The organism is Streptomyces sp. TLI_053, from assembly GCF_900105395.1.
Taxonomy (GTDB): domain Bacteria; phylum Actinomycetota; class Actinomycetes; order Streptomycetales; family Streptomycetaceae; genus Kitasatospora.
The window spans coordinates 4,962,243-4,975,520 of the sequence record NZ_LT629775.1 but is presented as its reverse complement, the minus strand read 5'-3'; the positions used below and the strand labels follow the sequence as shown (position 1 = coordinate 4,975,520).

Here is a 13,278-nt window from a genome sequence, read left to right as displayed (position 1 = left end):
ACTCTGTGACGTGTCCCGTCCTCCCCTCTGAGGAGCGCACACCATGTCCGCAGCGGTCACCCACCCCCTCGTCGCCGAACTCGTCGAACGCCACCGGGCCACCCTGGCGGCCGCGGTCGACGCCACCGCCAAGCGCGACTACTGGTCGCCCTACCCCGAGTTCCCGAAGGCGTACGGCGAGAGCGCCGCCGCGGACGGCCGGGCCGCCTTCGAGGCCCTGCTGAACCTGCCGTTCGAGCTCCCCGGCCACCCCGCCGACGGCGACCCGGTGGGCGGTGAGGTCTCCCCGTACGGCCTCGAGCTCGGCATCGGCTACCCGCACGCCGGGCCGGACGCCCTGATCGCCGCGCTGTCCGCCGCCCGCCCGGCCTGGGCCGCCGCCGGCCCGCTCACCCGCGCCGCGGTCTGCCTGGAGATCCTGGCCCGGATCAACGCCCGCTCGCACGAGTTCGCCAACGCGGTCATGCACACCACCGGCCAGGCCTACCCGATGGCCTTCCAGGCCGGCGGCCCGCACGCCCAGGACCGCGGCCTGGAGGCCGTCGCCTACGCGTACGCCGAGCAGACCCGGCTGCCGGAGAGCGCCGGCTGGACCAAGCCGCAGGGCAAGCGGGACCCCCTGGTGATGACCAAGGAGTTCACCGTCGTCCCGCGCGGACTGGCCCTGCTGATCGGCTGCAACACCTTCCCGACCTGGAACGGCTTCCCCGGTCTGTTCGCCTCGCTGGCCACCGGCAACCCGGTGCTGGTCAAGCCGCACCCGCGGGCCGTGCTCCCGCTGGCGCTCACCGTCCGGACCGCCCGCGAGGTGCTGGCCGAGGCCGGCTTCGACCCGAACCTGGTCTGCCTGGCCTCCGAGCACGAGGGCGGCACGGTCGCCCGCACCCTGGCCGTCCGCCCCGAGATCAGGCTGATCGACTACACCGGCTCCACCGCCTTCGGCGACTGGCTGGAGGAGCACGCCAAGCAGGCCGAGGTCTACACCGAGAAGGCCGGCGTGAACACCGTCGTCGTCGACTCCACCGACGACTACAAGGGCATGCTGAACAACCTGGCCTTCTCGCTCTCGCTCTACAGCGGCCAGATGTGCACCACCCCGCAGAACCTGCTGGTCCCGCGCACCGGCATCGACACCGACCAGGGCGCCAAGTCCTACGACGAGGTGGTCCGCGACCTCGCCACCGCCATCGAGGGCCTGCTCTCCGACGACGCCCGCGCCGCGGGCGTGCTCGGCGCCGTGGTCAACCCCGGCGTGCTCCAGCGCTCGGCCGCCGCGGCCGGCGGCGAGTACGGCGAACTCGCCCTCGCCCCGCGGGCCGTGGAGCACCCGGAGTTCCCGGGCGCGACCGTCCGCACCCCGGCGCTGGTCAAGCTGGACGCCGACAAGCCGGACGACCGCGCGGTCCTGCGCGGCGAGTGCTTCGGCCCGGTCTCCTTCGCCGTCGCGGTCGAGAACACCGCCGCCGCCGTCGAGCTGCTGCGCGACACCGTCCGCACCCAGGGCGCGATGACCGCCGCCGCCTACACCACCTCCGCCGAGGTCGAGGCCGCCCTGGTCGAGGCCGCCCTCGACGCCGGCGTCTCGCTCTCCCTCAACCTCACCGGCGGGGTGTACGCCAACCAGACCGCCGCCTTCTCCGACCTGCACGGCACCGGCGCCAACCCGGCCGCCAACTCCGCCTACTGCGACGGCGCCTTCGTCGCCAACCGGTTCCGCACCGTGGAGATCCGCCGCCACAGCTGAGCCGCCGCCACCGGGCCGGTACCGCCCTCCCGGTGGCCCCGCCCTCCGGTCCCCGGCCACGCGCCGGGGACCGGAGATTCACAACGCCACTCCCGGGAAGCGATGATGGGGGCCGGGGAAACGCCACGCACGGCGTCCAGCCGCTGTTCGAGCACCGGGAGCTGACACATGACCGAGAAGCAGACCGTCACCGACGTCATCGTGGTCGGCGCCGGGCCGACCGGCCTGCTGCTGGCCGGAGACCTCGCCGCCGCCGGCCTGGGCGTCACCGTGCTGGAGAAGCGCGCCACCGAGTCCAACCTCACCCGGGCGTTCGCCGTGCACGCCCGCACCCTCGAACTCCTCGACGCCCGCGGCCTCGCCGACGACCTCATCGCCACCGGCCGCCCGGTCGAGGCGCTGACGGCCTTCAACCGGGTCCGGATCGACCTCGGCCACCTGCCGACCCGCTTCCCGTTCGTCCTGCTCACGCCGCAGTACAACACCGAACGGCTGCTGCACGACCGGGCCGTGAAGGCCGGCGCGACCGTGCTGCGCGGCGCCGAGGTGACCGGCCTGCGGCAGGACCCCGACGGCGTCACCGTCGAGACGCTCCAGGGCGGCGCCACCACCACCCACCGGGCCCGCTACGCGGTCGGCACCGACGGCGTCCGCTCCACCGTCCGCGACCTGCTCGGGCTGCCCTTCCCCGGCGAGTCGGTGGTCGACTCCGTCCTGCTCGCGGACGTCCGCCTGGAGCGCGAGCCCGAGGAGGGCACCGCCGCCGGCGCCGCCGAGACCGGCTTCGCGCTGCTGGTGCCGTTCGGCGACGGCTGGTACCGCGTGCTCGCCCACGACAGCACCGAGAAGGTCCCGGACGGCACCGAGCCCGGACCCGACCTGCTCGCCGACATCACCCGCCGCGCCCTCGGCGAGGACTACGGCCTGCACGACGTCCGCTGGAGCTCCACCTTCCACAGCGACGAGCGGCAGGTCCCCGACTACCGCTCCGGACGGGTCTTCCTGGCCGGCGACGCGGCCCACTGCCACTCCCCGGCCGGCGGCATGGGCATGAACACCGGCCTCCAGGACGCCGCCAACCTCTCCTGGAAGCTCGTCGCCGTCCTGCGCGACGGGGTCGCCGACGAACTGCTCGACAGCTACCAGAGCGAGCGGCACCCCGTCGGCCGGACGGTCCTGCGCGCCTCCGGCGCGATGATCCGGGTCGCGATGGCGCACTCCGCCGCCACCCGGGCGCTGCGCGGGGCACTGGTCCAGGTCGCCGGGCGGGTCGACGCCGTGGTGGACCGGGGCGCCCGCACCGTCTCCGGCCTCGGCATCTCCTACCCCGCGCCCAAGGACGCCCACCCGCTGGTCGGCAAGCGGGTCCCGGACCTGCGGCTGACCGGTCTCGAACCGCCCCGCGAGAACGGCCCGGCCGCCCCGGAGCGGCTCTACGAGGCACTGCGGGCCGGCCGGTTCGTGCTGGTCAGCAATGACGAGGTGGCGGCCGCCGACCCGTGGCGGGAGCGCCTGGTCACGGTCGCCCCGGCCGACCCGCACGGCAAGCTGCGCGACACCGTGCTGCTGATCCGACCGGACGGCTACGCCGCCTGGGCCGCCGTCGACCCGGGCGCCGGCGAGCTGCGCGCCGCCCTCACCGAATGGCTCGGCGAGGTCTGAGCCGCCCGCGCGGGCCCGGGGGAGAGGCGCCCTCCCGGGCCCGCCCGTGGCCCGGCACCCGGCCCGCCGGCCCGGTGCCGGGCCACGGACTACGGGGCTACGGGGCTACGGGGCTACGGCCGCACCTTCTCGTAGTGGCGGGCCGCCTTGGCCCGGTTCCCGCACACGGCCATCCGGCACCAGCGGCGCCGGCCGTTCTGCGAGGTGTCGAAGAAGTGCAGGATGCACGCCTCGTGCGCGCACTTCTTGATCCGCGCCGGCCCCTGCGCCAGCAGCCCCAGGAAGTCGTCCACCGCCAGCCAGGCGGCCAGCCACCGCGGCTCGTCCACCTCGACCCGGTCCACCGGCCCGGCCGCCGAGGCCTCCCGCCGGATCCGCCCGTGCCGCAGCACCGCGTCCAGCCCGGCCAGCGACCCGGCCCCGGGCAGCCCGCCCGCGTCCAGCTCCCGGACGGCCGCCCGGAGCGCCTCCCGGGCCTCCCGCAGGGCGGCGAGCCCCGCGTCGTCCGCCGGGCAGCGACCGGCCAGCCCGGCCGTGGAGAGCCAGATCGCGAAGCCGTCCGGCCCGTCGAGCAGATCGTTCACCGGCTCGCCGGCCCACCGCGTGTTCAGCAGGTCGAGCGCGAGCGGCTCGCCGAGCAGCGGGCGCGGGTCCCGCGGGTCTGCTGTCCGCTCGGTCATCGGCGCTCCCTCGCTCTCGGCCGGTTCCCTCGCCCCAGGCCGGTCCCCGAGTCTACGTCGGGCCCCCGCCCCGGGACCCGTGGCCGGAACCTGCCGCCACCGGTCCGGAACGCACCACCCGGCCCGGAGGAGGTCCGTGTGTTTCCGCACTGTTTCAAGATCGCTAACCTGGCGGTGCACCGCCCGTGACCACTGTCATACGCACGACTGATGACGTAGCCTCTCGACCGTGCATAGGGTTCCCCACAGCTCGGCGAGGCCGTTGACGGCGCGTTCCGGCGCCGCTCCGGGTCTGCCGCACCCGCTCGGTGGGGAAGGTAACCACATGGCCTCACAGCATCCCCAGGACGCCCGGCTCAGACTGGTCGGGCCGCACCCTGCCACGGCCGCGCCCGCACCCGGGCCGCCCGCGCCCGCACCCCCGCTGTCGCCCGCGCCGACGCCGGGACGCCCCAGCCCGACCGGCGGCTTCGCCGACACCCTGCACGTCGCGATCGAGGCCAGCGGCCTCAGCCTGGACCGGATCCGCGCCGCCCTGGCCCAACGCGGCGTCAGGGTCAGTGTCACGACGCTGAGTTACTGGCGGCGCGGGCGCAGCCAGCCCGAGCGGGCCAGCTCGCTGCGCGCCGTCCACCTGCTGGAGGAACTCCTCGGCCTGCCGCACTCCACGCTGTCCGCGCTGCTCGGCCCGCCGCGTCCGCGCGGCCGCTGGGCGGCCAGTGCCGGCGCCAGCCACCTGCGGCTGGAGGACGTCTGGCCGGGCGAGCAGCAGATCGCCGACGTCTTCGCCGAACTGGACGCCCCACCGGCCGGCGAGCTGGAGCGGCTCTCGGTCCACGACTCGTACTTCGTGGACGCCGACCGGCGCGGCAACCTGCTGCGGATGCGCCAGGTGGTCCGCGCCACGGTGTCCGGGGTGACCCGCTGCCTGGTGGTGCACAAGGCCGACGAGGAGGCGACCGGCTGTCCGGAGATCACCGGCGTCCGGCACGGCCGGCTCGGCCGGGTGCGCCGCCGCCCGGACACCGGCCTGATCGTCGGCGAGGTGATGCTGGACCGCCCGCTGGGCCTCGGCGACAGCACGGTCTTCGAGTACGAGGTCGAGATCCCCTCCGGCGGCGCCGAGACGACGGAGTACAGCCGCCGCTTCGCCACCCCGGTGCGCGAGTACGTGCTCCAGGTCCACTTCGACCCGGCGACCGTGCCGGTGCACTGCGAGCGCTACGACCGCGACCCGGGCGCCGACGTCGACCGCCGTCGCGAGCAGCTCTGGATCGGCGCCTCGGCCAGTGCCCAGATCCTCGCCCCCGACCAGCAGCCGGGCCACATCGGCGCCCGGTGGGAGTGGGAGTAGCCGCACCCCGGCCCGGCGCCCCCGCGCCCGCTCCTCGACACCCGGTTCTCCCGTATTTGTCATGGCATAGCCATGCCCGGAATTTCTAACCATTGAAACCACCCGAACCGGTTGACCTCTCTCAAGACTAACCCCTATGGTCGCTAATAACGGTTAGACAGCGGCGCCTCGGGGCGCCCTGGCCACGGGAGTGATCAGGCATGTCCGGCACCAGCACCAGCGCCATCACCAGCACCCTGCAGACCGGCCACGTGGGCCTGAACGTCACCGACCTCGACCGCTCCACCGCCTTCTACCGGCGCGTCCTCGGACTGGAGCCGGTCGCGGAGGGCACCGACCCGGAGCACCGCTACACCTTCCTCGGCCGCGACGGCCGCCCGGTGCTCACCCTCTGGCAGCAGAGCGAGGGCACCTTCGCCACCGCCGCCCCCGGGCTGCACCACCTCTCCTTCCAGGTCGACTCGCTCGACGAGGTCCGCGCCGCCGAGGCCCTGCTGCGCGAGCTGGGCGCCTCCTTCGCCTACGACGGCGTCGTCCCGCACCGCGAGGGGGCCGCCTCCGGCGGGATCTTCTTCACCGACCCCGACGGCATCCGGCTGGAGATCTACACCCCGGCGGGCGTCGACGGAACCGGCGCCGAGGCCCCCACCGCCACCGCCCCGACCTGCGGGTTCTTCTAGAAACTTTGCAAAGTGCCACTTTGCAAAGTCCCCACAGGTGTTTGCAAAGTGCCACTTCGCAAAGAGTTCCGCGAACACCGCCAGGCCGTACCGCCCGATCCCGAGGGAGGCACCCGTCATGACCGGCACCGGCACCGACACCCCCTACCACCCCGGCGAACGGGCCGTGCAGGCCCGGGCCGGCCGCACCGACCGGGCCGACCACTCCGGCCGCGCCGTCGGCAGTACCGTCCCCGCCGTCGCCGCCCGCTTCCTGACCGAGCGGCGGATGCTGGTGGTCGGCGCGGCCGACACCGACGGCCGGCTCTGGGCCACCCAGCTCGGCGGACCGGCCGGCTTCCTGCGGGCCCCCGACGAACGGACGGTCACGGTGGCCGCCCACCCGGCCGGGGACGACCCGCTGGCCGCCGCCCTGGCCCGCCCCGCCGAGGTCGGCACCGTGGCCCTGGACCCGGCCGCCCGGCGCCGGATGCGGGTCAACGGCCGCTCCGCGCCGGACGGCCGGGGCGGGCTGGTGATCACCGCCGAGCAGGTCTACGCCAACTGCCCGAAGTACATCCAGCGCCGCCACCCGGTTGACCGCCCCGGGGCCGGCGCCCCGCGCCGGGTGGCGGCCGGTCCGTTGCTGAGCACCGCCCAGCAACTGCTGGTGAGCACCGCCGACACCTTCTTCGTCGCCACCGCCGGCCCGGACGGCCGGACGGACGCCTCGCACCGCGGCGGCAACCCGGGCTTCCTGCGGGTCCTCGGTCCGGACCGGCTGCGCTGGCCCGACTACCCGGGCAACAACATGTTCATGACCCTCGGCAACCTGGAGTTCGACCCGCGGGCCGGACTGCTCGTCCCGGACTGGGAGACCGGCGGCGCCCTGCTGATCACCGGCGAGGCCAGGACGGTCTGGTCCGGCCCCGCCGCCGCCGGCCTGCCGGGCGCCGAACGGGTGGTCGACCTGACCGTCACCGGCGTCGTCGAACTGGCCGACGCCACCCCGCTGAGCTGGAGCGAACCCGAGTACTCGCCCGCCAATCCGCCCGCCTCCGCACGCCCCGTCAGCTGACGGACAGGCGGACCGACGGACCGCCAACCCGGCCCGCCACGACGCCCGGCGGACCACCGGGCCCGCACCCCGCGCCGACAGCACGCCCTCTCCGCGCCACGCCCGGGATCCCCGGCGACCGTCACCCGCGCGGAGCAGCCCACCGCGCCGACCAGGTGTCAGCTTTGGGACTTTTGTCCGGACGACACCCCGTGTCGCCCTGGAAGAGGCTGGAAGAGGACCGTGCTGTCGCGCCGTCAGCGGCCCGACGGACACCTCCCTCCCCAGGAGAAGGAGGCGGAGCATGACCACAACCGGCCGAACGGCCCCGTTGCTCCGGTTCGACGAGGTCGAACCGGACGAGGACTGCATATGCGGGGGCTGCGGCGCCCGCCGGCGCGCCCGGCTGCACGCCGCACCGGTGCACGAGGGCGGCCACGCCGCGGCCCGCAGCGTCCGCCGCCGGGCCGCCGTCCTGCTGGCCGCCGTCGGCACCGCGCTCGGCGGCACGGCCGGGGCCGCCACCGCGGCGCCCGCCCCGGCCCCGACCCCCGGCGGCCCGTCCACCCCCCGCGGCGACACCCCGCAGGGCGAGGTCGGCGGCCTCTACGGTCAGAGCGCCGCCGACGACCGGACCGCCGACGCCCAGCCGGTCACCCGGGCCGCGATCATCGAACGGGCGCAGCGCTGGGTCGACCAGAAGGTCCCGTACAGCATGAGCCGCTACTGGTCGGACGGGTACCGCCAGGACTGCTCCGGCTTCGTCTCGATGGCGTGGGGGCTCGGGAGCAGCCAGACCACCTGGACCCTGACGAACTTCGCCGAGCGGATCACCAAGGCCGAGCTCCAGCCCGGTGACGTCCTGATCCACAACGATCCGGCCAGCCCGCGGAGCGGTTCGCACGTCACCGTCTTCGGCGGCTGGACGGACTCCACCCGCACCCGCTACCTGGCGTACGAGCAGACGTCCCCGGGGGCGACCAGGCGCGCGACCCCGTACGCCTACTGGTCCAACTCGGCCACCTACGTCCCCTACCGCTACAAGGGTCTGACCACGGGCGGGAACAGCAGTGACAGTGCCGGGGCCGCGGCGTTCCCGGGGGCGGACAAGTTCGGGCCGGGAGCGGACAACGCCTATGTCACCAGGCTCGGCGAGATGCTGGTGCGACGCGGCGGGGGCCGGTTCTACACCGAGGGGCCGGGGCCGCGCTGGAGCGAGTCGGACCGGCGGGCCACCGAGGCGTTCCAGCTCGCGCAGGGCTGGCGGGGCGCCGAGGCGGACGGGGTCCCGGGCAAGGACACCTGGGACTACCTGGTGAACGGCAAGGGCCGGAACATCGACGGCGCCGCCCCGCTCCCCCCGCCGCCGCCCGCGCCGCCCGCGCCGCCCGCCTCCTCGCCGGACGGCGTCCCGCCGGCCTTCCCCGGCCTCGGCGCCTTCGGCCCGGGCGCGGTGGGCGAGGAGGTCGAGCGGCTGGGCGCCCGGTTGGTCCGCAGGGGCTTCGGCGACGCCTACGCCGAGGGCCCGGGACCGCGCTGGACGGAGGCCGACCGGAGCGCTGTCCGGGCGTTCCAGGAGTCCCTGGGGTGGAGCGGCGCGGAGGCGGACGGCTACCCCGGGCCGGACACCTGGCGGCTGCTGTTCTCCTGACCCGCCCGGCTCCCGTGCCGGGCGGGGGACGGCCGGTCAGACGCCGCCGGCGCCGGGCGGGCGCCCCGACATCCAGTGGAACAGCCCCATCGCCACGCTGGTCGCCAGGTTGAAGCTGGAGACCCCGGGCCGCATCGGCACCGCGACCAGCCGGTCGGCCCGGGCCCGCAGCTCCGCCGAGACGCCGTGCCGCTCGGTGCCGAAGGCGAGCACCGCGTCGTCCGGGAAGGCCGTCTCCCGGATGTCGGTGCCCTCGGGGTCCAGTACGTGGAGCGGACCGGCCGGCAGTTCCGGCAGGGTCAGCCGCTCGACGGCGGTGGCGAAGTGCAGGCCGGCGCTGCCGCGGAGCACGGCGGGGTGCCACGGGTCGAGTTCGCCGGTGGTGACCACGCCGGCCGCGCCGAAGCCGGCGGCCAGCCGGATGACGGCGCCCACGTTGCCCAGGTTGCGGGGGTTCTCCAGCAGCACGACGGGCGCCGACCGGGGCCGGACGGCCAGCGCGGCGCGGTTGGCCGCGCTGGTGGGGCGCACGGCCAGGGCGACCACCCCGGTGGGGCTCAGCCGGGGTGCGAGGGTGCGCAGCGCGGCCTCCGGTAGTTCGACGGCCAGCGCGTCCAGCGCGGGGGCGACGTCCGGGGCCAGTTCGGCGGCGAGTGCCAGCAGTGCGGCCCGGTCGGCGGTCAGCACCTGCCGGACGGCACCGCCGAACCGCAGTGCGTGCTTCAGCGGGTGGAAGCCGTCCAGCAGGACGGCGCCCGGCTCCTCGGCGCCGGTCCGCCAGGCGCGCAGCTGTTCCTCGTTCATCCCGCCCACTCTGCCACCTCGGGTTCGCCCGGCTGGCCGGCGGCGGTGATGACCTGGTCGAAGGTGAGCGGTTCGCCGCTGTCCTCCTCGGGCGCTCCGGGCCGCAGCCCGGCCAGGGCGAGGTCCAGGTGCCGGTGGACGAGTGTGCCGTCGGCGTCGAGTGCGGCCAGACCGCCCGGGAGCGGGCGGGAGACGCGGACGCAGAGCAGCACCAGGTCGCCCGTGCCGACGTCCGCGCGGAGTCGGCCGGCGTCCTGGGCGGCGCGCAGCAGTTCTCCGGCCGCCGTGACCGCGCGGGAGCGGGCGGTGGCCAGTTCCCCGTCGACGACCAGCCGTTCGAGCAGCACGACGATCGCCGCTCCCATCCGCAGGTCGGCGGCGGCGTGCACGAAGCGGCGCAGCGCGCGGTACGGGTCCGGCTCGTCCTCCCGGGCCCGGTCGGCGGCCGCGGCGAGCCGGGTGAGCAGGTCGGTGACGAGGGCCCGGACGAGGGCCTCCCGGTCGGGGAAGCGCCGGTAGAGGGTGCCGGGGCCGACGCCGGCGCGGCGGACCACCGCGTCCAGCGGGGCGTCGGGGCCGCGTTCCAGGAACACTTCGCAGGCCGCGTCCAGGATCCTGCGTCGACTGCGTTCCGCGTCCGCTCTCATCGCCAGCCCTTAACCGGAGGAATTTTCTCCTCCTATGCTACCGTCCAGCGAGACGGAGAAATTCTCTCCGCTTAGCGGGGCACCCCTTCGAGGAGCGACGCCATGACGACCACCTCACCGCCGGCCATCCACATCGACATCGACGGCACCGGGTACGACCGCCCGGCCGCCCTCGCCTGGGAGCTGGACCGTTCCCGGGCCGCCCTGCGACTGCTCAAGCAGCGCCTCGGCGACGACCGCGTCCGCGAGCTGCTCGCCGCCGACACCGCCGCGACCGGCGCCGCGACGGCCGACTGGCTGCGGCTCTCCGGCGGCCGGTGGCGTGCGGCCGTCACCGAGCTGACCGCCACCGGCATCGACGCCGGGACCTTCCTCGCCTGGTGGCAGGGCCGGCTGCGGGCCGGCGACCGGGCCGCCCTGCTGGCCGCCAACCCGGAGCACTACCTGGCCGACTCCACCGGTGGAACGGTCGAGATCATCGAGACGGTCGGCGCCGGGCCGCTCCGCTTCCACCTCCGTTTCCACCCCACCCCGGCGACCCCGGAGTACCCGGTCCGGATCGGTGGCACCGGCCACCTCGCGGACGGCTCCGAGGTGCTGCGGGTGATGCACGAGTTCGCCGACTCCCCCCGGGGGCTGCGGATCCGGCTCACCGTCGAGTTCCCGGCGGCGGCCCCGGTCGAGCTGTCGACCGGTCATCAGTGGCACTTCGCGTGCGAGTTCGCCAACTGGCTGGAGGCGGCGGCGGCAGCCTCCTGACGGCGGGGCGGCACGGGCCGGCCCCTGGCCGGTCCGGGCCGGGCCCGGTCCGGCCGCCCCGGACCCGGCCCGGACCACGCCGACCGCCCGGCGTCGTCCGGATCCCGGCCTAACGTCCTGTCGGCTCCGGCTCGCGCCGCCCGGCGGCTCCCGCCGTACCGCCGGCCCGCAGCGCCCGTTCCAGGTCCTTCAGCGCCTGCAGCAGCAGTCTGGTCCCGGCCCGCACCACGTCCCGCTGCACCCCGGGCGGCGCGTCGGAGAGCCGCCGCTCCAGCCGCTCCTGGGCCTCCCGGACGGCGCCGAAGTCCACCGGCTGCCCGGTCAGCAGCGCGCCCGCCGAGAGCGCGGTGGCCAGCCGCAGTTCCTCGGCGAACTCGGCCGCCCCCGGCACCGGCTCGGCGTCGGGCCCGGGCAGGTGTGCCTCCAGCAGGACGGCGACCCGTCCGAGGTGGCCGACCGCCGCCCGGGCCCGGTCGAGCTGGCGGCGGCTGACCCCGGGCAGGCCGGAGGCGTGCCGACCGGGTTCGGCGTCGGCCCGCTGCATCGCCTGGAGCAGTTCCGAGCGCGCCTCCCGGGAGTCCAGCAGCGCCCCGCGCACCTCCCGCCCGCGCGGGGCGGCCGGCCGTTCGTAGACGGCGATCACCTCGGCCGTGTACCGACCGGCGGCGGCCAGCCACTCGGCCAGCCGCTCGCCGAGCCTGGCCGTCTGCCAGGTCGGGAAGAGCGCGTAGACGAACAGGGCCAGCGACCCGCCGAGCAGCGTGAGGCCGACCCGTTCGACGGCGGTGACCAGCGGGTTCCCCTCCTGGAGTCCGAGCAGGAAGACGGCGTAGGAGGAGATGCAGGCGGTGACCACGGCGTAGCCGGTGCGGAAGGCCAGATAGGCGCCGCCGATCGAGAGCACGGCGAGTGCGGCCAGCACCCACTCGCCGGGCCGCGCCAGCTGCACCACCAGGGTGGAGACCGCGACCCCGACCGCCGTCCCGGCCAGCCGGGCCACGCCCCGGCTGTAGGTCTGGGCGAAGTCCGGGCGCATCACCATGGCGGCGGTCATCGGCGCCCAGTAGCCGTGTTCGAAACCGACCAGCCGGGCCAGCAGATAGGCCGCGGTGACCACTCCGGCCAGCCGGACGGCGTGCTGGAAGACGGCCGAGTGCGGCCGGAACTGCCGCCGCACCGCGCGCAGCGCCGTCGGCAGCATCCGGATCAGCGGCGGTTTGCGCAGCGTCCCGCCGGGCTGGACGACGGGGGTGTCGATGGTGTCCTCGGCGCCCCGGTCGAGCGCGTCGGCGGCGCCGCGGAGCAGCCCGGCCAGCCGGCGCGCGGCGCGGCGGGCGGCGCCGCGCAGTTCCGGTCCCTCGGTCCGGGCGACGAGGGTGAGGGCCGGGGCGGAGGAGGGCAGCCGGAGCGGGTCGCCGGTGCGGATCGCCCGGGCCAGGGCGTCCATCGCCTCGGCGGCGGCCGCCAGGACCTCGCGGGCCCGGTCGCGTTCGGGGCCCTCCGCGGGGGCGCCGACCTTGGGGTCGGCGATGGCCGCCAGGGTGGGCCTGATGCGTTCGGCGAGGCCGCGCAGGCCGCGCAGCTCGGGCGGGCGGTTGCGGTCCTGCCAGGGGGTGAGCGCGGCGGCGTGCCGGGCCGTCATGAACGGTGCCGGGTCGATGTGCGCGGTCGGGTCCTGGCGCAGCCGCCGGGCGTAGTCGGCGAGTTCGGCGTAGGTGTCGGCGAGCGCCTCGCGCTGGGCGGTCCAGCTGCCGATCGGCCAGACGGTGATGACCAGGGCCTGGACGACGCCGCCGAGCGCGCAGACCAGTCCGTGGCCGAGCGCGGTGAGCGGGCTGACGGGCAGCTGGACCACGATCAGCATCACCGAGAGGGTGTTGGCGGCGACGATTCCGGCGGTCGGTCCGACGGCCCAGGCGAGTCCGGCGCCGAAGGCCCAGACGGCGAGCAGGACGGGGAAGGCCCCGGGCACTCCGACCGCGAGGTAGCCGAGGAAGGTGCTGACGCCGAGTCCGGTACCGGCGGCGACGGCGAGGGTGGCGCGGGGGCGGAAGCTGCGCTGGAAGGTCGCGGTGCCGGCGATGAAGGCGCCCATCGCCGCCGAGGTGGCGAGCCGGGCGCCGCCGAGGGCCAGGGTCGGGAAGAGCACCAGGGCGACGGCGACCGCCCCGCGCACCGCCCGTTTGGGATCGGTGAGCGCCCGGTCGACGGTCAGTCCGGTTCGCGCGGTGTCTCGAAGTGCGGCGAACCAGGACATAACG

General features: G+C 75.7%; 11 protein-coding genes. 7 read left to right on the top strand and 4 right to left on the bottom strand.

Annotation, left to right across the window (positions count from 1 at the left end):
* Window positions 1–43: 43 nt before the first annotated feature.
* Together paaN and BLU95_RS20060 are read left to right on the top strand one after the other, a co-directional pair.
* Window positions 44–1,744, top strand: a complete 1,701-nt coding sequence (gene paaN / locus BLU95_RS20065) for a phenylacetic acid degradation protein PaaN (protein ID WP_093861244.1) — start codon at window positions 44–46, stop codon at window positions 1,742–1,744.
* Window positions 1,745–1,912: 168 nt separating this feature from the next.
* A complete protein-coding gene (locus tag BLU95_RS20060) occupies window positions 1,913–3,406 on the top strand; it encodes an FAD-dependent monooxygenase (RefSeq protein ID WP_093861243.1) in 1,494 nt (497 codons plus the stop codon).
* 113 nt (window positions 3,407–3,519) lie between these two features.
* Here the strand turns inward: BLU95_RS20060 and BLU95_RS20055 are convergent, their stop codons facing one another.
* Window positions 3,520–4,086, bottom strand: a complete 567-nt coding sequence (locus tag BLU95_RS20055) for a CGNR zinc finger domain-containing protein (protein WP_093861242.1) — start codon at window positions 4,084–4,086, stop codon at window positions 3,520–3,522.
* Window positions 4,087–4,411: 325 nt separating this feature from the next.
* On the opposite strand from BLU95_RS20055, the gene BLU95_RS20050 reads away from it, so the two are divergent.
* The 4 genes from BLU95_RS20050 to BLU95_RS20035 all read left to right on the top strand — a co-directional run bounded on the left by BLU95_RS20050 (window position 4,412) and on the right by BLU95_RS20035 (window position 8,807).
* Window positions 4,412–5,440 carry a hypothetical protein gene (locus BLU95_RS20050; RefSeq protein ID WP_093861241.1) on the top strand — a complete coding sequence of 343 codons (1,029 nt, stop codon included), beginning with the start codon at window positions 4,412–4,414 and terminating at the stop codon, window positions 5,438–5,440.
* 200 nt (window positions 5,441–5,640) lie between these two features.
* Entirely contained in the window at window positions 5,641–6,120 is a 480-nt protein-coding gene (locus BLU95_RS20045; RefSeq protein WP_093861240.1) for a VOC family protein, read from the top strand.
* Between the two features lie 118 nt (window positions 6,121–6,238).
* Window positions 6,239–7,177, top strand: a complete 939-nt coding sequence (locus tag BLU95_RS20040) for a pyridoxamine 5'-phosphate oxidase family protein (RefSeq protein WP_093861239.1) — start codon at window positions 6,239–6,241, stop codon at window positions 7,175–7,177.
* Window positions 7,178–7,460: 283 nt separating this feature from the next.
* Complete coding sequence (locus BLU95_RS20035) at window positions 7,461–8,807, top strand: peptidoglycan-binding protein (RefSeq protein ID WP_093861238.1); 1,347 nt, start codon at window positions 7,461–7,463, stop codon at window positions 8,805–8,807.
* Between the two features lie 36 nt (window positions 8,808–8,843).
* Here BLU95_RS20035 and BLU95_RS20030 read toward each other — a convergent pair whose 3' ends face one another.
* Window positions 8,844–9,611, bottom strand: a complete 768-nt coding sequence (locus tag BLU95_RS20030; protein ID WP_093864994.1) for a TrmH family RNA methyltransferase — start codon at window positions 9,609–9,611, stop codon at window positions 8,844–8,846.
* A complete protein-coding gene (locus tag BLU95_RS20025) occupies window positions 9,608–10,258 on the bottom strand; it encodes a TetR/AcrR family transcriptional regulator (RefSeq protein ID WP_093861237.1) in 651 nt (216 codons plus the stop codon). The genes BLU95_RS20030 and BLU95_RS20025 overlap by 4 nt, the downstream gene beginning before the upstream one ends.
* 102 nt (window positions 10,259–10,360) lie before the next feature.
* Here BLU95_RS20025 and BLU95_RS20020 point away from each other — a divergent pair, with 102 nt between their 5' ends.
* Window positions 10,361–11,017, top strand: a complete 657-nt coding sequence (locus BLU95_RS20020) for a hypothetical protein (RefSeq protein WP_093861236.1) — start codon at window positions 10,361–10,363, stop codon at window positions 11,015–11,017.
* A 109-nt stretch (window positions 11,018–11,126) separates the two neighbouring features.
* Here BLU95_RS20020 and BLU95_RS20015 read toward each other — a convergent pair whose 3' ends face one another.
* A complete protein-coding gene (locus BLU95_RS20015) occupies window positions 11,127–13,274 on the bottom strand; it encodes an FUSC family protein (RefSeq protein ID WP_093861235.1) in 2,148 nt (715 codons plus the stop codon).
* Window positions 13,275–13,278 lie beyond the last annotated feature (4 nt).

Coding starts and splice junctions, on each gene's coding strand:
- paaN (WP_093861244.1), top strand. CDS start 44: ATGTCCGCAGCGGTCACCCACCCCCTCGTCGCCGAACTCGTCGAACGC.
- BLU95_RS20060 (WP_093861243.1), top strand. CDS start 1,913: ATGACCGAGAAGCAGACCGTCACCGACGTCATCGTGGTCGGCGCCGGG.
- BLU95_RS20055 (WP_093861242.1), bottom strand. CDS start 4,086: ATGACCGAGCGGACAGCAGACCCGCGGGACCCGCGCCCGCTGCTCGGC.
- BLU95_RS20050 (WP_093861241.1), top strand. CDS start 4,412: ATGGCCTCACAGCATCCCCAGGACGCCCGGCTCAGACTGGTCGGGCCG.
- BLU95_RS20045 (WP_093861240.1), top strand. CDS start 5,641: ATGTCCGGCACCAGCACCAGCGCCATCACCAGCACCCTGCAGACCGGC.
- BLU95_RS20040 (WP_093861239.1), top strand. CDS start 6,239: ATGACCGGCACCGGCACCGACACCCCCTACCACCCCGGCGAACGGGCC.
- BLU95_RS20035 (WP_093861238.1), top strand. CDS start 7,461: ATGACCACAACCGGCCGAACGGCCCCGTTGCTCCGGTTCGACGAGGTC.
- BLU95_RS20030 (WP_093864994.1), bottom strand. CDS start 9,611: ATGAACGAGGAACAGCTGCGCGCCTGGCGGACCGGCGCCGAGGAGCCG.
- BLU95_RS20025 (WP_093861237.1), bottom strand. CDS start 10,258: ATGAGAGCGGACGCGGAACGCAGTCGACGCAGGATCCTGGACGCGGCC.
- BLU95_RS20020 (WP_093861236.1), top strand. CDS start 10,361: ATGACGACCACCTCACCGCCGGCCATCCACATCGACATCGACGGCACC.
- BLU95_RS20015 (WP_093861235.1), bottom strand. CDS start 13,274: ATGTCCTGGTTCGCCGCACTTCGAGACACCGCGCGAACCGGACTGACC.